The organism is Novosphingobium sediminicola (assembly GCF_014196525.1).
In the GTDB taxonomy this organism is placed as follows: Bacteria; Pseudomonadota; Alphaproteobacteria; order Sphingomonadales; family Sphingomonadaceae; genus Novosphingobium; species Novosphingobium sediminicola.
In genome coordinates, this window is record NZ_JACIDX010000006.1 from 174,505 (window position 1) to 195,855 (window position 21,351).

At 63.4% G+C, this 21,351-nt stretch carries 20 protein-coding genes; 11 read left to right on the plus strand and 9 right to left on the minus strand.

What is annotated here, in order from left to right; genetic code table 11:
- The first annotated feature begins 40 nt into the window (after positions 1–40).
- The 6 genes from GGR38_RS09445 (at position 41) to GGR38_RS09470 (ending at position 4,802) form a co-directional block, all read left to right on the plus strand.
- On the plus strand, positions 41–1,258 hold the full coding sequence (locus tag GGR38_RS09445) for an MFS transporter (RefSeq protein WP_183624860.1): 1,218 nt from the start codon (positions 41–43) through the stop codon (positions 1,256–1,258).
- A 121-nt stretch (positions 1,259–1,379) separates the two neighbouring features.
- Entirely contained in the window at positions 1,380–2,543 is a 1,164-nt protein-coding gene (locus GGR38_RS09450) for an amine dehydrogenase large subunit (RefSeq protein WP_183624861.1), read from the plus strand.
- Complete coding sequence (locus GGR38_RS09455) at positions 2,543–3,106, plus strand: MauE/DoxX family redox-associated membrane protein (RefSeq protein ID WP_183624862.1); 564 nt, start codon at positions 2,543–2,545, stop codon at positions 3,104–3,106. Before GGR38_RS09450 ends, GGR38_RS09455 begins: the two co-directional genes overlap by 1 nt.
- Positions 3,107–3,110: 4 nt before the next feature.
- Positions 3,111–3,710 carry a thioredoxin domain-containing protein gene (locus GGR38_RS09460; RefSeq protein WP_183624864.1) on the plus strand — a complete coding sequence of 200 codons (600 nt, stop codon included), beginning with the start codon at positions 3,111–3,113 and terminating at the stop codon, positions 3,708–3,710.
- Positions 3,711–3,744: 34 nt separating this feature from the next.
- The gene (locus GGR38_RS09465) at positions 3,745–4,287 is read left to right on the plus strand and encodes a methylamine dehydrogenase light chain (RefSeq protein ID WP_172339027.1); all 543 of its coding nucleotides are present in this window, start codon (positions 3,745–3,747) and stop codon (positions 4,285–4,287) included.
- 95 nt (positions 4,288–4,382) lie between these two features.
- Positions 4,383–4,802 carry a cytochrome C gene (locus GGR38_RS09470; protein ID WP_246404409.1) on the plus strand — a complete coding sequence of 140 codons (420 nt, stop codon included), beginning with the start codon at positions 4,383–4,385 and terminating at the stop codon, positions 4,800–4,802.
- Positions 4,803–5,032: 230 nt separating this feature from the next.
- Here the strand turns inward: GGR38_RS09470 and GGR38_RS09475 are convergent, their stop codons facing one another.
- From GGR38_RS09475 to GGR38_RS09490, 4 genes are all read right to left on the minus strand, one after another.
- The gene (locus GGR38_RS09475; RefSeq protein WP_183624868.1) at positions 5,033–6,049 is read right to left on the minus strand and encodes an inorganic phosphate transporter; all 1,017 of its coding nucleotides are present in this window, start codon (positions 6,047–6,049) and stop codon (positions 5,033–5,035) included.
- A gap of 15 nt (positions 6,050–6,064) precedes the next feature.
- Positions 6,065–7,069, minus strand: coding sequence for a DUF47 family protein (locus GGR38_RS09480; protein WP_425497052.1), 1,005 nt, complete (start codon positions 7,067–7,069; stop codon positions 6,065–6,067).
- A gap of 208 nt (positions 7,070–7,277) precedes the next feature.
- Positions 7,278–7,655 (minus strand): winged helix-turn-helix domain-containing protein, encoded by a 378-nt coding sequence (locus tag GGR38_RS09485; protein WP_183624872.1) that lies wholly within the window; start codon positions 7,653–7,655, stop codon positions 7,278–7,280.
- Between the two features lie 36 nt (positions 7,656–7,691).
- Positions 7,692–9,278 carry a CYTH and CHAD domain-containing protein gene (locus GGR38_RS09490; protein ID WP_183624874.1) on the minus strand — a complete coding sequence of 529 codons (1,587 nt, stop codon included), beginning with the start codon at positions 9,276–9,278 and terminating at the stop codon, positions 7,692–7,694.
- 147 nt (positions 9,279–9,425) lie between these two features.
- Here GGR38_RS09490 and GGR38_RS09495 point away from each other — a divergent pair, with 147 nt between their 5' ends.
- Both GGR38_RS09495 and GGR38_RS09500 read left to right on the plus strand, forming a co-directional pair.
- Entirely contained in the window at positions 9,426–10,973 is a 1,548-nt protein-coding gene (locus tag GGR38_RS09495; RefSeq protein WP_183624876.1) for a bifunctional aminoglycoside phosphotransferase/ATP-binding protein, read from the plus strand.
- A 51-nt stretch (positions 10,974–11,024) separates the two neighbouring features.
- Positions 11,025–11,876 (plus strand): tetratricopeptide repeat protein, encoded by an 852-nt coding sequence (locus GGR38_RS09500; RefSeq protein WP_183624877.1) that lies wholly within the window; start codon positions 11,025–11,027, stop codon positions 11,874–11,876.
- A gap of 12 nt (positions 11,877–11,888) precedes the next feature.
- Here GGR38_RS09500 and GGR38_RS09505 read toward each other — a convergent pair whose 3' ends face one another.
- The 4 genes from GGR38_RS09505 to GGR38_RS09520 all read right to left on the minus strand — a co-directional run bounded on the left by GGR38_RS09505 (position 11,889) and on the right by GGR38_RS09520 (position 16,101).
- Positions 11,889–12,926, minus strand: coding sequence for a sigma 54-interacting transcriptional regulator (locus GGR38_RS09505; RefSeq protein ID WP_183624879.1), 1,038 nt, complete (start codon positions 12,924–12,926; stop codon positions 11,889–11,891).
- Positions 12,927–13,080: 154 nt separating this feature from the next.
- Positions 13,081–13,938, minus strand: coding sequence for a hypothetical protein (locus tag GGR38_RS09510; protein WP_183624881.1), 858 nt, complete (start codon positions 13,936–13,938; stop codon positions 13,081–13,083).
- A gap of 110 nt (positions 13,939–14,048) precedes the next feature.
- The gene (gene rpoH, locus GGR38_RS09515; protein ID WP_183624883.1) at positions 14,049–14,954 is read right to left on the minus strand and encodes an RNA polymerase sigma factor RpoH; all 906 of its coding nucleotides are present in this window, start codon (positions 14,952–14,954) and stop codon (positions 14,049–14,051) included.
- Between the two features lie 46 nt (positions 14,955–15,000).
- A complete protein-coding gene (locus GGR38_RS09520) occupies positions 15,001–16,101 on the minus strand; it encodes an RluA family pseudouridine synthase (protein WP_183624885.1) in 1,101 nt (366 codons plus the stop codon).
- Positions 16,102–16,129: 28 nt separating this feature from the next.
- On the opposite strand from GGR38_RS09520, the gene GGR38_RS09525 reads away from it, so the two are divergent.
- The 3 genes from GGR38_RS09525 to GGR38_RS09535 all read left to right on the plus strand — a co-directional run bounded on the left by GGR38_RS09525 (position 16,130) and on the right by GGR38_RS09535 (position 17,995).
- The gene (locus tag GGR38_RS09525) at positions 16,130–16,513 is read left to right on the plus strand and encodes a M67 family metallopeptidase (protein ID WP_246404411.1); all 384 of its coding nucleotides are present in this window, start codon (positions 16,130–16,132) and stop codon (positions 16,511–16,513) included.
- A 68-nt stretch (positions 16,514–16,581) separates the two neighbouring features.
- Complete coding sequence (locus GGR38_RS09530; RefSeq protein ID WP_183624889.1) at positions 16,582–17,235, plus strand: histidine phosphotransferase family protein; 654 nt, start codon at positions 16,582–16,584, stop codon at positions 17,233–17,235.
- A gap of 22 nt (positions 17,236–17,257) precedes the next feature.
- Positions 17,258–17,995, plus strand: coding sequence for an N-acetylmuramoyl-L-alanine amidase (locus GGR38_RS09535; RefSeq protein WP_183624891.1), 738 nt, complete (start codon positions 17,258–17,260; stop codon positions 17,993–17,995).
- Positions 17,996–18,328: 333 nt separating this feature from the next.
- Here the strand turns inward: GGR38_RS09535 and GGR38_RS09540 are convergent, their stop codons facing one another.
- Positions 18,329–21,292, minus strand: coding sequence for a TonB-dependent receptor plug domain-containing protein (locus tag GGR38_RS09540; RefSeq protein ID WP_183624894.1), 2,964 nt, complete (start codon positions 21,290–21,292; stop codon positions 18,329–18,331).
- Between the last annotated feature and the right edge of the window lie 59 nt (positions 21,293–21,351).

Consider the following 21,351-nt stretch of genomic DNA (forward strand, 5'->3'; position numbering starts at 1 on the left):
GGTCCGTCGCGATGGTCGCGGCGGGCGAAGGGGGCTGTTTATGCGTCGGATTTTGCTTGCAGAGCAGGATAGCTGGGCATCGGGGCTGGGCTGGGGGCGTGCGCGAGGTTGCGCTTTGCCGGCGGCGGCGGTGCTGGGTTGTCTGCAACCGGCGATTGACCCGGTGTTCCTCACGCTGCTCTCGCTGGCCACGCCTCTGCGCGCCGCCGATCATGGCTGGGTGGTGGGCATGACGCAAACCGCCTCGGCGCTGGCGGCGACGATGGTGTGGTGGCTGGGGCCAAGGATGTCGATGCGCGCGGCGCTGGCGCTGGCGCTGGGGGCAATGGTGGCGGGTCTGCTGACGCCGCTGGCGCAGGGCTTTGGCGGATTGCTGATGCTGCGCGCGATCTATGGGCTGGGGATGGGGGCGGTCTATGCCCGCGCCATGGGGGGCTTTGCCGCGGCGCGGCCCACGGGCGCCTATGCCATTGTCCTGCTGGTGCAATTGATGCTGGCCACGCTGGTCTCGCTTGCGCTCCCCGATCTAGCCGCAAGGATCGGGGCAGGGCGGGCGCTGGGGCTGTTGGCGCTTGTCCCGCTGGCGGCGGCGGTGGCTCTGCATTTTGCGCGCGAAGGGGGCGGGCATCGCGCCACGCCGGTGGGCAATGGCGCCACGCCGCGTGCGGGCTGGGCGCTGGCGCTGGCCAATTTCTGGTTCATTTGCGCGACGATGATGGTGTGGAGCCTGTGTGGCGCGCTGGCGGTGCAGGCCGGGCACAGCGAAGGGCTGATCGGGCGCGCTGTGGCGATCGGCTCGCTGGCCGGGGCGGCCACGGCGATTGCGGTGATGCGCGAGCGGCTGCGCGTGCCCTTGCCGGTTACGGCCTGTCTGGTGGGGGCGGCCTTGCTGGCCCCGCTGGTGCTGACGAGGCCGGGCGCTGGGGCGGGTTTCGTGCTGGCGATGGTCCTGCTCAATATCGGATCGACCGCGATCATCATCCGCTGCTCGGGTCTGGCCAGCGCCTTGGGGCTGGGGCCGCGCTTTCGTGTCTTTGTGGCGGCCACGCATAATCTGGGGATGAGCGCGGGCCCCGCGCTGGGTTCAGGGATGCTCTGGGTGATGCCGGATGGGGGATTGCTGCTGGGCGCGGGGCTGGCGGTGCTGGCCGGGGTGGGCGCGGTTGTGATAGGTTGGCGCGGTTTACGCCATTGTGCGCATTGGCCATTGTCGCGCCCGGTTTTCGCAAGATCGGGCCGTCAGAAGGGGCTTGATTAATTCTGGACACTCGTCCAGCCTTGGCCGGTCTGAACGCATGATCGGTTCCGCAGGGGGATGGACCATCGCCTTGGCCTGTTTTTGCCGCCATTATGCCGCTTTCAAGGAGGGTTCCGGCCAGATGTCTCGCCACACTTCGCAAGCTTTCACCCTTCGCGCCGCTGCTGTGCTGATTGGGACCGTGCTGGCCTCTGGCGCGCAGGCCGCCGTGCCCACCGAGCCGGAAACCCCCAATGTCGCTACGCTGGCCTCGCCCAATCCGGGCTGGTTCTATGTGCGCGGAGGTTTTGATACGGCGGGCACCCAGATCGTGGACAGCGCCACCGGCAAGATGGTGGGCATGGTCGATACCAGCCGCACATCGGATATGGCGGTCGATCCGGCGGGCAAGTTCTATTACGTTTCCGAAACGATCTGGAGCAAGGGCAACCGGGGGACGCGGCAGGATCTGCTGAGCATCTATGATGCCAACAGTCTGAAACTGCAGACCGAGGTATCGTTTCCGGGCCGTCTGATCATTGGCGCGCAGGTCAATAATTTCGCGATCTCGCCCGATGGCAAGAGCGCCTATATCTTCAACCTTACGCCCGCCGCCTCGGTCAATATTGTCGATCTGGGCAAGCGGAAATTTGCGCGCAATGTCGAATTGCCGGGCTGCGCCGGGCTGATGCCGATTGCCGAAGGGCTGGTGTCGGTCTGTTCGGATGGCTCGCTGGCCTCGCTCAACCTGTCGGGCGGCAAGGCGGAGATCACCCGCAGCGTGCCCTTCTTTTCGGCCACCAATGACCCGGTGTTTGACGCCTATAACTATTCTGTGCGGCGCAAGGAGGCGGTGTTCCTCAGCTATACCGGGCTGATCTATATGGCGAAAATTGGACTGAAGCCCGAAGTAGCCGCGCCCTTTTCCATTCAGGCCGCCGCAGGTCTGCGCCCCGGTGATACCAAGCCGCTCGATGTCAACTGGCTGCCCGGCGGGCGGCAATTGACCGCATGGCATCATGCCAGCAACCATCTCTATGTGCTGATGCATATCGGCGAATTCTGGACCCAGAAGGATCCGGGCGAGGAAATCTGGGACGTGGACCTGTCGGCCAAGAAGGTGGTCAAGCGCTTCCCGCTGGAAGATCACATCGACAATATCGAGGTGACGCAGGGGGACAAGCCCAAGCTCTTCGTCAATACCGGCAAGAATGACGGCTATATCCTCGATCTGGCGACATGGACGCTGGGGCCGAAGATCGGCGCGATCGGCGGCGGCATCATCGCCACGGTCGAGGCGCCGTGATGGGGGCGCTGCTGGCGACATTGTTGTCGGGCTTTGGCATCGGGGCGGGGTTGATCTTTGCCTTTGCCGGGCTGAGCCATTGGCGGCATCGGCGCTTGCTGGTCGGGGTTGTCGGCAATTATCGCCTGTTGCCTGATGGGCTGGTTGCTCCGGTGGCGGGGCTGTTGCCTTGGGGGGAAATGGCGGTCGGGCTGGCGCTTTTTGTGCCGGGGTTTGGGCGCGCTGGGGCGCTGGCGGGGGGCGGTTTGCTGCTGGTCTTCGGCTGGGCAATGGCGGTCAATCTGCGGCGCGGGCGCGGCTTTATTGACTGCGGCTGCGGCCATGCGGAATTGCGCCAACCTTTGAGCTGGCTGCTGGTGGCGCGTAATCTGGTGCTGGCGCTGCCCTTGCTGGCTTTGGCCGCGCTTGGCCCGGTTCTGCCCGATGGCATGGCGCTGATCGCCGCGATGGTTGCGGGGCTGGCGGTATGGCTGGGTTATCATCTGTTCAATGCCCTGGCGGCGCTGCAATCCAGCCCGCTTTCGGCCAGTCTGCATCCCATTCGGCTTCCCACTCGGAGATAGAGGCATGATCCTTTCGCTGGTCATTTCACAGTTTGTTTCTTGGCTGGTCATTGCCGGGCTGGTGGTGGCGCTGTTGGCGCTGGCGCGGCAGGTGGGCGTTTTGCATATGCGGGTGGCGCCCGCGGGGGCGCTGACCACGGCGGGCGGGCCTGCGGTGGGTTCAGGCAGCCCGGTGATCGAGGCTAATGACCTTAACGGTCGCCATGTCCATATCGGTGGCCCGGCCAAGGACAAGCCGCTGCGCCTGCTGATGTTCGTTTCGGCCATGTGCCCTTTGTGCAAGGGGCTGATTCCGGTGGCCAAGAGCTTTGCCAAGGATGAGCGGCTCGACCTGACCTTCATCGGCGACGATGATGTGGCGACCCAGCGCAAGCTGATCGCGCAGCAGGGGCTGGAGGCCTATACTTTCGTTAATGGCCCGGATGTGGGTCAGGCCTTCGCCGTGGGCAAGCTGCCCTATGCGGTGCTGATGGATGCCGATGGGGTCGTGCTTTCCAAGGGGCTGGTCAACAGCCGCGAGCATCTCGAAAGCCTGATTATCGCTCATGAAATGGGCGTGAAGAGCGTTCAGGACTATATCGCCTCGCTCAAGGTCGTCGGCTGAAGGCCGTATTCCATTTTTCTACGGGGGTTTGCCGATGAAACTGTTCAATCCCGATGCCGCCGCTGAAAAGCTGCTGCGCCGCTTTGCCGGGGGCACCTCGCGCCGGGGCATGCTGGCGCGGCTGGGCGGGGCGCTGGTGGCCGCGCCTGTGTTCCCGCTGCTGCCGGTCAGCCGCGCCGGGGCCGCCAAGCCCGACCGCAGCCCCGAGGCCAAGACCGCCTTTGCCCGCAAGGCGCAGACGGTGGATGACACCAAATGCGATTACTGGCGCTATTGCGCGATCGACGGGGCGCTGTGCTCATGCTGCGGCGGGGGCATTCACACCTGTCCGCCGGGGGCGGAATCCTCGCCGGTGTCATGGGTGGGCACCTGTATGAACCCGGAGGACGGCAAGGCCTATATGATCGCCTATCGCGATTGCTGCGGCAAGCCGATGTGCACCCAGTGCATGTGCGACAATCAGGACCGCGAGACGCCGCTCTATGTGCCGCAGCTCAACAACAACATCATCTGGTGTTTCGGCACGCAGAGCATGGAATATCACTGCTCGACCGCGGTGATGGTGGGACCGGCCTGAGGATGAAAGCGGCGCGGTGGATTGGGGCCGGCGCTTTGCTGGCGCTGCCTTGGCTGGCGGCGTCAGTGTCGGCTCAACCTGACTCTGTGAAAGGCATGAGCGATCCCGAACTGGCTCGCTCTGATTTTATCGAGCATTGCGGCGGTTGCCATGGGCCGGATGGGCGTTCGGCGCCCGCGGCTTTGCCCGAATCGCAGGGCAGGGTGGGCTGGTTGATGTGTACGTCCGCCTCGCGCGCCTATCTGCTGCGCCTGCCCAATATCGCGCACAGCCGGATCAGCGATAATGCCGAACTGGCCGATATGCTGAACTATATGGTGTTCGTGGTGGGCGGGAATAGTGCGCCGGTGGGAACCCGGCCCTTTACCGCCGAGGAAGTGACGCGCGAGAGGGCGCATCCTTTGGTGTCAGGGTCCCTGACAGCGGAGCGGGCGCGGCATGTGGGCGATGCGATCCGGCAGTGTCATGCGCCGGTTTCGCTGCGGTTGAATTATCCCGGTGAGAAGAAGGGGTAGGGTTTGCCTCCGGCGGGCAAAGGGACTTGTCCCTTTGCAATCCCGGTAATGGGCCCTGTAATGGGGTGCTGCCTTGGTTCGAGGGGCTGAATATATAAAGCCTGCGGCGCTCTTGATTAGCGCCGCAGGCTTTAAAATTTTGGACGTTGCGTCCGACACGAAAGGCTGAACCTGATCCACAACGAAGACAGTAAAGGGAGCGCGAGGGTCTGGACCCTCGCATAAATCCCTTAAAGCGCCCGGTCGATCACCACGGCCAGTTCATAGAAGGCAGCGCCCACCAGAGCGGCGGCCGGAATGGTCACCAGCCATGCCACGACCAGACGCTGTGCCACGCCCCAGCGTACCGCGCTGGTCCGCTTGGCGGCGCCCACGCCCATGATACAGCCGGTGATCGTGTGCGTCGTCGAAACCGGGATACCGAAAGCGGTGGCGCCGAACAGCAGCAGCGAACCGCCCATCGAGGCGCAGAAGCCCTGATGATGCGACAGCTTGGTGATGCGGCTGCCCATGGTTTCAATGATCTTCCACCCGCCCGACAGCGTGCCAAGGCCCATGGCGACATAGCAGCCGATCACGACCCAGCCCGGCACCGCAAAGTCGCCCTTGAGCAGGCCCTGCGAATAGAGCAGCACCGTGATGATGCCCATGGTCTTTTGCGCGTCATTGGCGCCGTGGCCCAGCGAATAGGCCGCCGCCGAAACGATATGCAGCTTCTTGAACACGCCTTCCGCGCTCTTGGCGGTGGCCTTCATGAAGATCCACGAGGTGATCATCATCAGCATCATCGCCGCCATCATGCCCAGCAAAGGCGCCAGCGCGATGAAGGAGGTGGTCTTTATGATGCCCGACCACACGATGGCATTGGTGCCCGCATGCATCACGCCCGAGCCGACCAGCCCGCCCACCAGCGCATGGCTGGACGAGGAGGGGATGCCCTTGACCCAGGTAAACACATTCCACACCATCGCACCCACCAGGGCGCCGAAGATGACATGGGGCGTCACCAGATCCTTGTCGATGATGCCTTTGCCAACCGTTTCAGCCACTTTCAGGCCGAACAGCCAATAGGCGGCAAAGTTGAAGAAGGCGGCGAACAGCACCGCCTGCACCGGCGTCAACAGCTTGGTGGAAACCACCGTTGCGATGGAATTGGCCGCGTCATGCAGGCCGTTGATAAAGTCGAATGCCAGCGCCAGCGCCACAAGGGCGATGATCAAGGGCAGGGCCACGATAACATGGTCCATGATCTGTTCGCCCCCTTAGGCGTGGTCGATCACGAGACCGTCGATCTCGTTGGCGACGTCCTCGAAACGGTCCACCACCTTTTCGAGGTGAATGTAGATTTCGCGCTGGATAAAGAAGGTCAGCGGCTCGGCCTTGCCATAAAGCTTGAAGGTCTTCTTCAGGCCCTTGGCGTGGATTTCGTCCGAATGGCCTTCCATCTCGACGATGCGCCCGGTCAGCTCGTGCAGGCGGGCGGCATTGCCGTGAATGTCGCGCAGCAGCGGCATGGCTTCGGACAGCAGGCGCGAGCAATCGACGATGATCGCGGCCATATCGCGCATTTCCTGCTCGAATTCGGTCACTTCATACAGGCTGATCGCGCCGGCGGTCTTCTGCATCTGGTCGATCGAATCGTCGAGCGAGCCGATCAGGCTGGTGATCGCGCTGCGGTCAAAGGGGGTAAGGAAGGTCTTGCGCACGGTGGTCAGCACGTCGCGCGTGATACTGTCGGCCTCCTCCTCGCGCTCGACGATCTCGCGGACATGCTGATCCATGCCGGCACCGCCTTGAAGCAGGCGGGCCAAAGCGTCGCTGCCTGCGGTTACCGTGGCGACATGGGCTTCAAACAGCGCGAAGAAATTGCCCTGCTTGGGGAGCAGCGCCTGAAACCAGTGAAACATTCGAACAGTTTCCCTCATCAGTGCCAGACTGCGGCCCACGATTGGCTTGCCGGACGAATCGGCAAAGTCGGATGGCCGAAACCGGACCATCAGTGCGCGCAGTTCTGGCTCATCAACAAGGTCCGCCGCTGTTGCCAGCGGGAACCATTGCCGCGTCCGCTGCCCTGCTTCGGGCCATTCGTCAAGTTCGGTTGTTACGGCCAGCGGAAAAACCCTCACGTCCACAAGGAGTGAGGCGCCCGATTTTAACTGCTTGCGATAGCGGTAATCGCCCAGAGGAGTGGGACAAACCGCGCCTTCCAGCCCTGCTTCCTCATACGCTTCCTGCGCAGCGGCGGCATGGGCGGACAGGCCCTTCATCGCATTGCCTTTGGGCAAAACCCAACGTCCGGTTCCCCGCGAGGTAACCATAAGGACCTCAACAGGCGAATCGGGCGAATCACCAACACGTCGATAGGGCAGGCTGGCGATCTGACGAATTGTCACTATCCTTGTCATTAAAATGAAACAATAGGGAATTTGCTGGCATTCAGTTTAACCCGCAATCCTTGCCATACACAAGCGGTCGCTATTGGTGTTCGCGCGGGATGGGCAAAAGCTGGGCCTTCAGGCTTTGCCATTCCGCCCCGTTTTCCACCATGGCCGCGCCGCTCTGCAAGGCGCGATAGGCGTCGAGCACCTTGCGCCCGGCAAGGCTGAGCCGCGCGCCCGAACGCGCCGCGCCATTGGGCATGGTTTCCACCAAAGGCGAGGCCCAGCACCGGTTCATCGCATCGACCAGCAGCCATGCCCGGCGATAGCTCATGTCCATCGCGCGTCCGGCGGCCGAAATCGACCCGGTGGCATCAATCGCCTCAAGCAGATCGGCCTTGCCCGGCCCCATGGCGATTTCATCCCCGCTCATCACCCGGATCGCGATTTTCAGGCGCAGGCTGGTATCGCTCATGACTCTCCCTTTTTCCTTCCTGCCCCGGCTAGCGTCTTACAGCGCTTCCCACCAGCCCGCATGGGTCTTTTCCAGACTTAGACCGTCGCGGGCCCGGTCAATTGCCTGCGCGCGCGCCGCAGCGGGCAGGGCCATGGCCGCGTCGAGCTGCGATTGCAACGTCAGCGCCTCGCCGCGCGGCAGGTCGAGCAGGCGCGCGATCCCCACGCCCGCCTGCATCGCGCTGGCCTGATCCTGTATCCGCCCCAGCGCTTCCTGCACCTGCTCCAACGCGTCCTGATGCGCGCGTGCGGTCCTGCTCTTGTCGAGCGGCTGAAAGAAGCCCGCCGAATAGCGCAGCTTTTTCACATTCTTGCGCAGGTCATGCAGATCCCGGTCGCTCATTCCGGCCAGACGTTTGCGCATCCCTCGGATCGCGCTGCGCTGGCGCTCGATCATGGTGGTGGCCAAAGGCTCGACCGCCGCCCCGGCCAGCGGCGAGGCCAGATAGGCGCCTTCTTCCAGCCAGAGCGCCAGTTGCAGCCAGAAGCGCTGAAACCTTGCCTGCCCCAACCCATCGCGCGCGGCCTGGGTTGCGGCGGCCTGCGCGCGCAGCAGCGCTTCGGGCGGATGTTTGATCCCCTGCGCCAACACATAGAGATCGCGCGCCGGGGCCAGCAGCATCGCGGCCTCGCGCAATTCCTGCCGCCATTCCCGCGCCTGCGGGTCACCCGCCAGCAGATCCTTGCCAAACAGCGAAAGCGCCGCGCGCAGCCGCCGGATCGCCACGCGCAATTGATGGATCGCCCCCGGATCGCCCCGTGCGATCACCAGCCCCAGATTGCCCACCGCATGGGCCAGCGCATTCCACCCGATCGTCTGAAACGCGCGGCCCGCGCTCATGCCCCGCGTCAGGGCCACCGGGGCGGCGGATACGGCCTGCGGTGCGCGCCCCTTGGCCAGCGCCTGCGCCCGGTGCGCCTTGGTGCGGATCGACCAGCCCAGTTCCGGCCCCAGCGGCAATTCCAGCGCCAGCCGCAATAGGTCCGCCAGCCGCCCTTCGCATAATTCCAGCTCGATTTCGGCAATCGGCTGAGCGGGGCGTTCGCCTGCGCGGATCTCGCCCGTGTCAAAGGCGACCTCGATCAAAGCCTTGCCCCGGCGCAGCAATCTCGTTTCACGCTCCACGATCAGCTCGGCATAGGGCACGAGATGCGCGCCTTGCCGCATCTGATCCAGCGCCAGCGCCGCCGGGGCCGGAAAGGCGGCCGGGTCGGGGGCCTGCGCATCGGCGCGCAAGGGTTGGTTCCATTCGCTGCGCTGCATCTGGCTCTTGCGGCCCAGCGCGATTTTCAGCGTCTGTTCGCAGCCCTTGGCCCGCCGGCGGACGCGCAGGCTGGCCTTGCCCGCTGCCAGCGCGCCGTCCAGCGTGTCGAAATAGGTTGTACGCAGGCTTTCGCATTGGCTTTCGCCTTGCAAGGCGGGATGCTGGCGCAAGGCTTTGAGCATGGCCTCGCCGGTGGCCAGCTTGATCTCCACCTCCTCGGGCGCGGGATCTGGCCCGGAATCCGACTGCGCATCGGGCGCGGGCTTTCGCAAGGTTGTGTCGACAGCGCTCGTCTCGTTCATGCGCGTCTCGTTCATGCGTGGCTTTCTTCGCTGGGCGGGGCCATAAGGCGGTTTCCATAGCATCGCGTGCGCGCCTGATCCAGCCAGCCTTGTTGACGAGGCGCAACATGCGCCATGATCTGATATGCAATAGATTGAGCAGAAGGCATAAAGGCGCATCTCATGGCCATGGATCACAGCGAACAGGACCAGAGCGCGACCATCGCCTTTCTCTCCGCGCCCGGCGTTGAGCGGATCGACACCCACGGGGCGATGATCTTCCTTGGCCCGGACAGTGTTTATAAGCTGAAACGCGCGGTTGATCTGGGCTATCTCGATTTCTCGACGCTGGCCTTGCGAGAGGCCGCGTGCCGGGCCGAATTGGCGCTCAATCGGCGTACGGCGCCTGATCTCTATTGCGGGCTGCGGGCGATCCGGCGGGGGCCGGACGGGGCGCCGGGCTGGGGAGATGAGGGCGAGGTGATCGACTGGGTGGTCGTCATGCGCCGCTTTCCTGCGCAGGATCTGTTGACGCAGGTGGCCGCGCGCGGGGCGCTGACCCAGCCTTTGCTGATCTCTCTGGCCGATGGGGTGGCCGATTTCCATGCCGGGGCGCAGATCTTGCCTGAGGCCGATGGCGCGGCGCGGATGCGAGAGGTGATTGTCGGCAATGCCCGCTCCTTTGCCGCCATTTCCCCCGATCTGCTGCCCGCCGATAAGGTCGCCCATTTGCAGGCGCAAAGCCTTGAGGCGCTGGCGCAGGTGGCCGATCTGCTCGACGCGCGAGCGCGGGCGGGCAAGGTGCGCCATGGGCACGGTGATCTCCATCTGGCCAATATCTGCCTGTGGCAGGGGCGGCCCGTGCCTTTCGACTGCCTTGAATTCAGCGCCGAGCTGGCGACGACCGATCTGCTCTATGATCTTGCCTTTCTGCTGATGGACCTGTGGCACAAGGGCTATGCCCAAGCCGCCAATCTCATCGCCAATCGCTATGCCGACCGTATGGGCGAGGAGGATGGCTGGCCCGCGTTGCCGCTGTTCCTGTCGGTGCGCGCGGCGATCCGGGCGCATGTGGGGGCGGCCACGGCGGCGCGGCTGAGCGGCTCGGCGCGCGCGGAAAAGGCGGGCGAGGCGCTTGCCTATCTCGACGCGGCGCTGGAATTTCTACGGCCCGGCGTGGCAGGGCTGATCGCGGTGGGCGGGCTGTCGGGCACGGGAAAATCGACGCTGGCCGGGGCGCTGGCGCATCGGATCGGCGCGGCGCCGGGCGCGCGCTGGCTGCGGTCCGATGTGATCCGCAAGAGTTTGGCGGGCGTGGCCCCCGAAGATCGCCTGCCGGGCGAAACCTATACCAGAGAGGCCAGCGCGCTGGTCTATGCCGCGATGGTCGAGCGAGCAGGCGCAATGTTGGGACGGGGATGGCCGGTGGTGGCCGATGCCGTCTTTGCCGCGCCGGATGAGCGCGCGGCCATTGCGAGTGCGGCCGATGCTGCCAATGCGCCCTTCCTTGGCCTGTGGCTGGAGGCCGATGGCGCGATCATGCAGCAGCGGGTTACGGAACGCCGGGGTGATGCCTCGGATGCCGATGCTGCGGTGGTGGCGCGGCAAATGGCCTATGATTGCGGCGACCTGTCGGGCTGGTGCAAAATTGCGGCCAGCGGTTCGCGCGATGCGGCGGCCCAACAGGCGCTGGAGGCGGCACAGGGCCTGTTCATCTTGCAAAAGTCATAAGGCGCACCAGATCACGTTGCGGCGCGACTTGCGTCAAATGGAGTGAGGAAGATGAAGAAGTCTGCCCTGTGGCTTTTGGCCCCTGTGGCCCTGATGATGGTTTCGGCGCCGGTGATGGCCGCCGAACCAAGCGTGCGCGATGTCTATGCCACCGCCCGCGCGGGGCAGGTGGACAAGGCCGTGACCATGATGGACGAGGTGCTCAAGGCTCACCCGAACAGCGCCAAGGCCCATTATGTTCAGGCCGAACTGTTGGCCAAGCAGGGTAAGACGGCCGAAGCGCGGGCGCAATTGGCGCAGGCGGAAAAGCTGGCGCCGGGCCTGCCGGGTATTCAGCCGCAATCGGTGGCCGCGCTCAAGTCGCAGCTTAATGGCGGATCGGTGGGAAACGGCGCGGTCACGCGCAGTGAGGCCCCCCAGCCAGCGCAGTCGCGCGGCATCTCGTGGGTCGGCATTGTGCTGATCGGTGCGCTGGTGTTTGGTGTGCTTGCCTTCTTCCGCCGCCGCAGCCGTCAGGCCGAGGTCTATAATGCGCCTTATGGCGGGCAGGGCGGACAGGGTTTCGGCAATTCCGGCTATGGCGGCCCCGGTTATGGCAATCAGGGCTTTGGCGGCGGTTATCCGCAGCCGGGCTATCCGCCGCAGCAGGGCGGCGGCATGGGCTCCTCGATCCTTGGCGGTCTGGCCACGGGCGCGGCGGCGGGCGCGGGTTTCGCTGCCGGTGAGAAGATCATCGACGGCATGTTCGGCGACCATAAGGAAGAACAGCGCCGCCCTCTGCGTGAGGACAATTCGGGCTGGGATTCGAGCAATTCCAATCAGGATATGGGCGGCAATGACTTTGGCATTTCCGACGACAGTTCCTGGGATTCCTCGGATGACGGCAATGGCGGGGATTGGTAACCCCGCCTGACATCAGGCAGAACGCTGGGCATCGTTCCAGCGTTCGCGCTTGCGATACAGCGTCGAGGGGCTGACCCCCAGAATGCGCGCAGCCCCCGGCAGGCTGCCATGGGCGGCCTGAATGGCCCCCTCGATAGCCAGTCTTTCGATCTGATCCAGCGTCAACCCGGCCAGTGCCTCGAACAAAGCCTCGTGGCTGGTTTCGGTGGAGGCGGGGCGCTGGGCTGGGGCTTCGACCGTTTGCGGGGTCTGGCCCAGCGGTGCGGGCGGCACGGCGGGCAGCGCGCGCAACGGCAGATCCGGCCCGTCGAACAATAGGACGGCTCGGCGGATCACATTCTGCAATTCCTGAAGATTGCCCGGCCACGCATAGGCTTCGAGCGCGGCGATGTGATCCGGGCCAAGGGGATCGAATTTCTTGCCCTGTTCGCGGGCAAATCGGCGCAGGAAACTTTGCGCCAGCGCCTCAATATCGCCGCCGCGTTCGCGCAGGGGCGGCAGTTCGAGCGGCACCACCGCCAGACGGTAATAGAGATCCTCGCGGAATTTGCCCGAGGCCAGTTCGCTCAGCATCGGGCGGCTGCTCGAACAGATCAGACGGACATCGACCAGCGTGCGCCCCGCCATCCCGCTTTGCAAAAAGCGCAGCAGGCGCCCCTGAAGCGGTAAGGGGAGTACGCTGACCTCGTCAAGGAAGAGCGTGCCGCGATCGGCAGCGCGCAGCGCGCAAGGAGGCGCTGTCGGGGCGCTTTCGGACGGATCACCAAAGATCCGCCGTTCGATCAGCTCGGGCGGCATGGCATTGCATGACACCGTGACAAAGGGCGCGGCCGAGCGGGGTGATGCGCGATGGATAGCTTCGGCGCAGGCCTCCTTGCCGGTGCCGGTTTCGCCCGAAATAAAGATATTGGCCCGGCTCGCGGCCAGATATTTGATCTGGGAATAGACCTCGCGCATGGCCGGGGAGGCCCCGATCAGCCCATGCAGGCCCGAAGTGAAAGACACATCGGAAAGGTTTTCGCCATGCGAGGGGGGCGTCTCGACAGCCATGGAGTTGATCCTTGCCAGAATAAGCGGCGCAGGAATGATCCTAACGCCATACCTAGTAAGAATGCATAGTAACGGAAATATTCCTAAGAAATTACAAAGCCCGTCATCAAATCAACATATTAAATAGGACAAAGGGGCAGATTTTTTGGCCGGATTAGCCTGCCAGCGCTTTTGCGCGGGATAATCCGGCGGTCGATTCGGAAACCGGGAACCACGGCTCCAATGCGAATTCGTGCAACATGGCATTGGCCCATTGCCATTCGGTCTCGCCGGGGGCGCGGCGCGGATGGATAAGGCGGGTCAGCAAAGAGCGCCCGTCGGGCGGGCGATCGGTGGGCGAGCGTTCGACATAGGCCTGATGAAAGGCGGCCTCGGGCGCCTCGCATCCCATGATTTGCGCCACATTGCGGCGCGCGGCCTCCAACGGCGAGGGGTAGCGCACCACATGCAGGCGCGATGGTGCGATGTGCGACAGCAAAAACGCATGGGCCACACACCATGTCAGCACGTAACGCTGAAACGGGCTGCGCGCACGGGCGATCAGCCGAGGCAATTGCGGAAAAGCCGCCAGCAGCACTTCGTCGCGCGCCAGCATCTCAACCTGGCTGAACCATACCCAATCGGACAGCGCGCATTTCGACGCGGCCACCTCGCAAGGATGGCGCAGGATCACCACCGGGCGGAGCCAGGGCAGCAATTCGATCATGCGCGGAGCAACCATCAGGGCAAAGACATCGCGGATGATCAGCCCGCCATCGGCGCGCCGGTCGCTCTCGCCAAAGCGGGCGGTGCGGTGATGGCCCGCGCGGATCGCCTCGAACAAGGGCACCAGCTTGTTTTCAATCACCGGGTCGCAGGGCAGAGGCAATTGCGCCTCATCGGTCAGCGTCGGGGTGAAAAGCGGGTGAATGGGCTCATGTTCGATATGGCAGGGGCGCGCGGAGGCCAGCAGGCGCGAAAACCACGTGCTGCCACTGCGACCGTCAGAAATCAGCCAGATTGCCTCGTCCATCTTCACTCCCCGCGTTCGGGGAGCAGTTTGGGCAGGTGATGATTCGCGGCAAGATCGTTAACCGGACCTGTGCCGTAATGGGGCGGAAAACGTCCCGCCCCGGCGCTGCATCAGGCCGCAGCCACCAGCATCCTTTCGCGCGCGATGGACTGCATCGCTTTTTGCAGTTTTTCAAAAGCGCGCACCTCGATCTGGCGCACGCGTTCGCGGCTGACGTTATAGGTTTGCGAGAGTTCTTCCAGCGTCTTGGGATCGTCGGTCAGGCGCCGCTCGAACAGGATCGCGCGCTCGCGCTCGTTCAAACTCTCCATCGCCTCGGCCAGCAGCGCGTGGCGCCATTGGGCCTCCTCGGCATTGGCTACGGTTTCATCCTGCAACGGGCCCGAATCGGCCAGCATGTCCTGCCACTGGCCTTCGCCATCCTCGTTGAAGGATACGTTGAGCGAAGCATCGCCGCCCATCATCATCCGGCGGTTCATGTTGACCACCTCGGCCTCAGACACGCCAAGGTCGGTAGCAATCTTCTTCACATCGTCGGGATGCAGGTCAGTGTCTTCAAAGGCGTCGATGTTCTTCTTCATCCGGCGCAGGTTGAAAAACAGCTTCTTTTGCGCCGCCGTCGTGCCCATCTTGACCAAAGACCACGAACGCAGGATGAATTCCTGCATGCTGGCCTTGATCCACCACATTGCATAGGTGGCCAGACGGAAACCACGGTCGGGCTCGAATTTCTTGACGCCCTGCATCAACCCGATGTTGCCTTCGGAGATCAGCTCGCTCATCGGCAGGCCATAGCCGCGATAGCCCATCGCGATCTTGGCCACGAGGCGCAGATGGCTGGTGACCAGTTGGCGGGCGGCATCAGGGTCCTGATGCTCGGCATAGCGCTTGGCCAGCATATATTCCTGCTCCGCCGTCAGCACGGGGAACTTGCGGATTTGCGACATGTAGCGGTTCAGCCCGTCCTCGCCAGAGGCAAGCGCCGGGACGGCGGGCAGATTGCTGTCTTGGGTCATAGCAGTCATCGTCCTTCAACTTGTCAGCACGCGCATTGACGGACCCTTAACAGGCATCCCTCGGCGGCGGCCACGGTTGGCCCTCCTTGCCGCCCGGCCCAATGGCACCGGACAGCAGGGAAGAGACCGGCTGGTCGGCATCAGAACCGCCCAACCGGTGTAAAAGTTCCCGCATGTCAGCGGGCAACTGGCTGGCGAAACGGATGGTTTCGCCGGTAACCGGATGCGTAAAACCGAGAACCGCAGCATGCAACGCCTGCCGGGCAAAGCCAAGCTCTGTCAGGATTGGTTTTTGCGATTTCTGTGATCGGGCATAAACCGGATCGCCCAGCAGCGCGTGGCCGATCGAGGCCATATGCACGCGGACCTGATGGGTGCGCCCGGTTTCGAGTCGGCATTCGACCAGCGCGGCGCGATCAAGCGATTCGAGCAGGCGGAAATGGGTGACGGCATGTTTGCCGCGCTTTGGGCCGGTGTCATCGTCGGCATTGGCATCACCACCCGGTTTGATCAGAGTTTCGGGCATTAGGGCCATACGCTTGCGGTCGGTGGGATGGCGGGCGATCACGCCGCGTAATGTGCCGCGCGGGGGATTGGGAATGCCTTGGGTCAGCGCCAGATAGGCCCGTTCGATGGAATGGTCGGCGAATTGGCGCGCCAGACCCTCATGCGCGATGTCCGATTTGGCCACCACCAGCAGGCCCGAAGTGTCCTTGTCGATGCGATGGACGATGCCGGGGCGCGCCACCCCGCCAATGCCCGACAATTGCCCCGCGCAATGATGCAGCAGCGCATTGACCAGCGTGCCGTCGGGATTGCCCGCAGCCGGATGGACAACAAGGCCCGCGGGCTTGTCCACCACGATCAGATGGTCATCCTCGTAAACCACGTTGAGCGGAATATCCTGCGCCACCGCGTCCAGAGGCGAGGCTTCGGGCAGGTTGATGATGAATTGCGCACCCGCCGCCACTTTCATCGAGGCCTGCGACACAGTGCGGCCATCGATGGTTACCCGGCCTTCACCAATCAGCGCCTTGATTCGCTCACGCGAGAGGGCTGCGTCGGCCGGGCAGCTTTCCGCCAGCGCGCGGTCCAGCCGACCGCCGCTTGAAATTGCCCCTTGTACGATGCTTTCCCCCATGCTCATTCTTTTGCAAATGGGCATGGAAATTCACTTGGCAAGGGGAATAATCGCCGCGATCCGCGAAGAGGCCGCCCGGGCGCACCCGGATGAGGCCTGCGGATTGCTGCTGGGGCGGGGGCAGAATGTGGCGCAAATCCGACCCTGCGCCAATGTCGCGCCAGATCCTTCGCGCCATTTCGAGATCGATCCGGCGGCGCTTATCGCGGCTTTTCGTGCCGAAAGGGCGGGGGAGCAGCAGGTGCTGGGCTATTACCATTCCCACCCCACCGGCCATGCCGCGCCCAGCAAAACCGATGCCGCCATGGCCGCGCGCGATGGCCGGGTCTGGGCGATTTGTGGCGGCAAAACGGTCAGTTGGTGGCGCGATGGGGCCAATGGATTTGAAGTGCTTTTCACGCGCGAAGTTGAGGGTTAAGGGAAGCGTAAGGGCGCCCTGCGACAAACAGGCGCAACCATCAGGCGCCATCCGGGAAAATGCAGAATATGTCCGATACCATCGACCGTACGATTGCCCTTGAACTTGCCAGCCTGCTCTGTTCGCGCCTGTGCCATGATATGCTCAGCCCGGTGGGCGCGCTGTCTAACGGGCTGGAACTGCTGGCCGAGGAAAAAGATCCGGCGATGCGCGAGCGCTGTTTCGAACTGCTCGAACAATCGGCGCGGGTCAGCGCCAACAAGCTGAAATTCTACCGTCTGGCCTTTGGCGCGGCGGGTGGCTTTGGCGATCTGATTCCCGTGGCCGAACCGCGTGCGTTGATTGAGGCTTTGCTGGCGGGCAAGGATCGGGTGTCGGTCAATTTTGCCCTTGGCAATGATATGCTGCCCAAGTCGGCGGTGAAGACGCTGCTCAATTTTGCGCTGATCGCGATTGACGGGCTGGTACGCGGCGGCACAATCGACATTGCCGCCGAGGTGCGCGATGGCGCCGCCGAAATCGTCGTGCGCGCGGCGGGCCCGCGCATCGCTTTCGATCCGGCCATCGGGCTGGCGTTGGACGGCAAACTGGCGCCGGGCGAATTGTCGAGCAAGACCGCGCCAGCGGCCATGCTTCAGGTGATGGCGGCGGGCCTTGGCGGCAGCGTGCAATATGCGCTGAGCGAGGAAGCGCTGGTGATGGGCGCGGTCATTCCGGCCTGATGGCATTGGGGGAGAAGCAGGCATGAACGAACTGGTTCACCGCGAATGCCTCTCGCCCAATTGCAATGAGCGAAAATTGCCGATCAGCATGGTCGTGCTGCATTACACCGGCATGCAGACCATGCAGGAGGCGTTGGACCGCCTGTGCGATCCGGCCGCCGAGGTCTCGGCCCATTACCTGATCGACGAGGATGGTACCGTCATCCGCCTCGTGCCCGAGGAAAAGCGGGCGTGGCATGCGGGGCGATCCTATTGGCGCGGGATCACCGACGTCAACTCGGCCAGCATCGGCATCGAAATGGTCAACCCCGGTCACGAATTCGGCTATCGCCCCTTTACCGAGGCGCAGATGGAATCGCTGATCCCGCTGCTCTCCAGCATCATGGCGCGGCACAATATCGAACCGGCCAATGTGGTGGGCCATTCCGATGTCGCCCCCGCGCGCAAACAGGATCCGGGCGAGCTGTTCGACTGGGAACTGCTCGCGCGCTATGGGCTGGCGCTGCCTACGCCGCACCCGCGCATCAGGCTGTTGCATGAAAATCCGGGGGCGTTCTATTTGTCCCTCGAACGCTTCGGTTATGAAGTCACTGATGGCCGCGCCGCTGTCGCCGCTTTCCAGCGCCGGTTCCGCCCGCGCATCGTCGATGGCGAACTTGATGGCGAGGTGGGGGCTTTGCTGTTCGAGTTGCTGATCGCGCGCGATGCTTCGGAGGGCGAGGATTGGAAGGAATGTGGGGAGGAGGACTTTCCCTATTAAGGGGGAAGGTCTGCCTCCGGCGGGCAAAGGGCGGGGGCCCTTTGCAATCCCGATATTGTCGGTGTTGCGCGATGGGTTTGGCCCTTGGCATTGAACGCGGCGTTTGAATTTTAAAAGCCTGCGGCGCTTTTTGCCTGGGGTTGCTGCGCCGCAGGCTTTTAAACCCTCCGGCTAATACCCCCGCAAATCTCCCACTACCTCATTAATGGGATTGCAAAGGGACGAGTCCCTTTGCCCGCCGGAGGCATACAAAACCCTCTAAAAACAAAAAAAGGCGCCACCCTCCGCAATGGAAGGCAGCACCCATTTTCCCAACCCGCAGGCCGGAGGCGATTACATCTTGATGTTCACGCCCGCGCGGAATTCGCGGCCCACCAGACCGGCATAGTGCCAGGTGGTGAGGAAGTTCGGCGCGCTCGAGTAGGCGGCCGGAGCCACCGGAGCCTTGGCGTCGAACAGGTTCTTCACAATGCCATAGACGGTCATGCGATCATTGATCTTGAGCGTCGCGTTGAAGTCATTGTTGATGAACGGGCTGACATAGCAGAAGTTGTTGCCGGTCTTGTACAGGTTCTGCGAGCAGCTGGTGTCCGTGCTGGTCTGGTCGGCGGCCGTTTCCTTGATACGGCCCACATAGTAGGTCGTCAGACTGAGCGAGAGCTGGCCGATTTCCAGCGTGTTCTGCCAGTTGCCACGGATGCGCGGCGTGCCATTGCCCGACGACAGGTCGTAGGGGCCGAAGGTTCCGGCATAGCGCTGGAGCACACCGGCATTGTTCAGGTCATAACGGATGACATAAGTGGCTTCCAGACGGCTGGTCCACTTGATGTTACGCGGCAGATTGACCTTGGCCGTGGCTGAGAAGTCGAGGCCCGAGGTGACCGAGTAGTTTGCGTTCACATAAGGCACGTTGATGATCAGCACGCGCGGCAGGGCGTTCGGATAGAGCGGATCGATCGAATCGACCGAGTTCACCGAATAGCCCGGCCCAACGGCGGCCACGGCGGCCTTGGCGGCGTCGAGGCTGGTCGAGTTGTAATAGGCCTTGACCGCATCGCCGATCAGCGGCCCGGAGACGATCAGGTTCGACTTCTTGATGTTGTAATAGTCAACCGTGAAGCTGAACCAGCGGGTCGGCTGCGAGATTACGCCCAGCGTAAAGCTGCGCGAGTTTTCCGGCTTCAGGTTGGGGTTGCCCACCACGCCGCGGCCAAGGTTATAGACCGTGTTATAGGCATTGCCATTGGCATCACAGCCGTTGGCCGTGGAGGTGCCGCCATGGGCCAGCTGGAAGACGCAGGGCGGCGTGGTCGAGACGAAACCGGCATACTGGCTGCGCGGACCCGCTTCGGCGAAGGTCGGAGCACGGAAGCCTTCCGAATAGGTGCCGCGCAGAGCGAGCGCCTTGATCGGGGTGAACTTGACGCCAACCTTGGGCGAGAACTTCGAATAGCCTTCCGAATAATGGTCGAAACGGCCCGAGAAGTTGGTGTCGAGCATACGCGAGATCGGCGCATCGACTTCGAAATAGGCCGCCGACACGGTGTGTTGGCCATAGGCCGAAGCCGTGGTCAGGCCATAGGTGTCGAGCGCGACGTTCTGGTTGCGGTTTTCCAGCTTTTCAGCGCGGATCTGGCCGCCGACGGCCAACTGAGCCTTACCGCCGGGCAGTTCGAACAGCGAGCGCGTCATCGAAGCGTCAACGCCATACATTTCCGAATAAGACGGCGTGGTCTTGTCGGGAGCGATGAAGTTGCGCACCGCGTCGGTGTTGGCCGACGGGTTGAGGAAGTTATACGCGCCGGTGTTGATCGCCTGCATCAGGTTGTTGATGTTGAGCAGGCCATGCTGGGTCAGCTTCAGGTTATCGCGGGCATAGACGCCCTCGACGCGCCAGTCGGTGCTTTCGCCGATCTTGCCGTTGAAGCCCGACGTGAAGCGGTACACGTCATTGGTGCGCTCGCTGCCTGCGGCAATGTCGCCGAACAGATAGTAGATGCGGGCCGCGCCATTGGCCGGATCGTTGGCATAGGCCGAAGCATAGGGGTTGTTCGAGTTGAGCGTGCGGTCAGCCGCCGTTGCGCAGTTCACGCCCGACGAGCAGACGTAGACCGGCAGCACAATGCCCGGAGCCGTCGAGGCCAGCGTGGGCGAGCCGCCGAAGGGCTGGGTCTGGCGGATGGCCGAAGGCGTGCCGTTGATCGACACATAGCTGCGGCTGAAGCTGCCTGTGATATAGCCTTCGATGCTGTCCGAAACACGGAAGCTCAGGCGGCCATTGATCGAATAGCGCTCCTGCTTCGGGGCGATCTGGCGATACTGGTTGACCAGATCGTACTTGCAGCCCGTGCCGTTCGAGGCGGTGAAAGTGCCGCCCGCGCAATTGGCCAGACCCAGCGCGGTATATCGGGCGCTGGTGCCATCTGCGGCAGTCACCCCGCCCGACAGCGGATTGTTGAGATCGCTCTGCGAAGTGCGCACGACATAAGCGGTCGGCACATTGACAGTCATCGATTCGTCGCCGGTATTCTTGTCCAGACCGCCGATCGCACGCAGATCCTGCGTGTTATAGGGGAAGCCGCGGCTCTTGTTCGAGATGCGGCCGTTGTACTGGTATTCACCGTTCAGGTAGAAGTTCCAGCCCTGGTTCTCATAATCGCCGAAACCGGCGGTGAGGCTCAGGCGGTTGTTGCGACCATCGCCGCGCTCGGAGATGCCGCTTTCGGCATTGCCGGCCACGCCGACGAAATTCTTCTTCAGCTTAAGGTTGACCACGCCGCCGATCGCGTCCGCGCCATAGCTCGACGAAGCGCCGTCCTTGAGGACTTCGATCTTGTCGATCAGGCTGAAGGGGATCGAGTTGAGGTCGACATAGGCATTATGGCCATCGTCGTTCAGCGGGAAGTTGGCCGAACGCAGGCCGTCGACCAGCACGAGGGTCGAGGACACGCCAAGGCCGCGCAGCGACACGGCCGAACCGCCCGCCGAGAAGCCCGACTGGAAGCCCGAACCGATCGAACCGGCGCCATCGGCCGAAATCGAGCGAATCGCGTCCGAGGCGTTGGTGATGCCAGCCTTGATCAGCGATTCGGAGGTCAGCACGGTGACCGGCGAAGGCGTTTCGGTGTTGGTGCGACGGAACAGCGTGCCGGTGACGACGATGGTCTCGGGTTCGCTGGCGGTGGCGGCTGTGGCGCTCTGGGCAAAGGCCGGGGCCGATGCGAGCGTGGTGACCAGCGACAGAGCTGCAACGCCATGGCGCAGCCACGCGCCACGAAGGTGCTTGTGGTTATTCATAACTGGAATGTCCCCCTGAAAGCGCCTGTGGGAAGAGCCCGCACCTGCACTTTACTTAC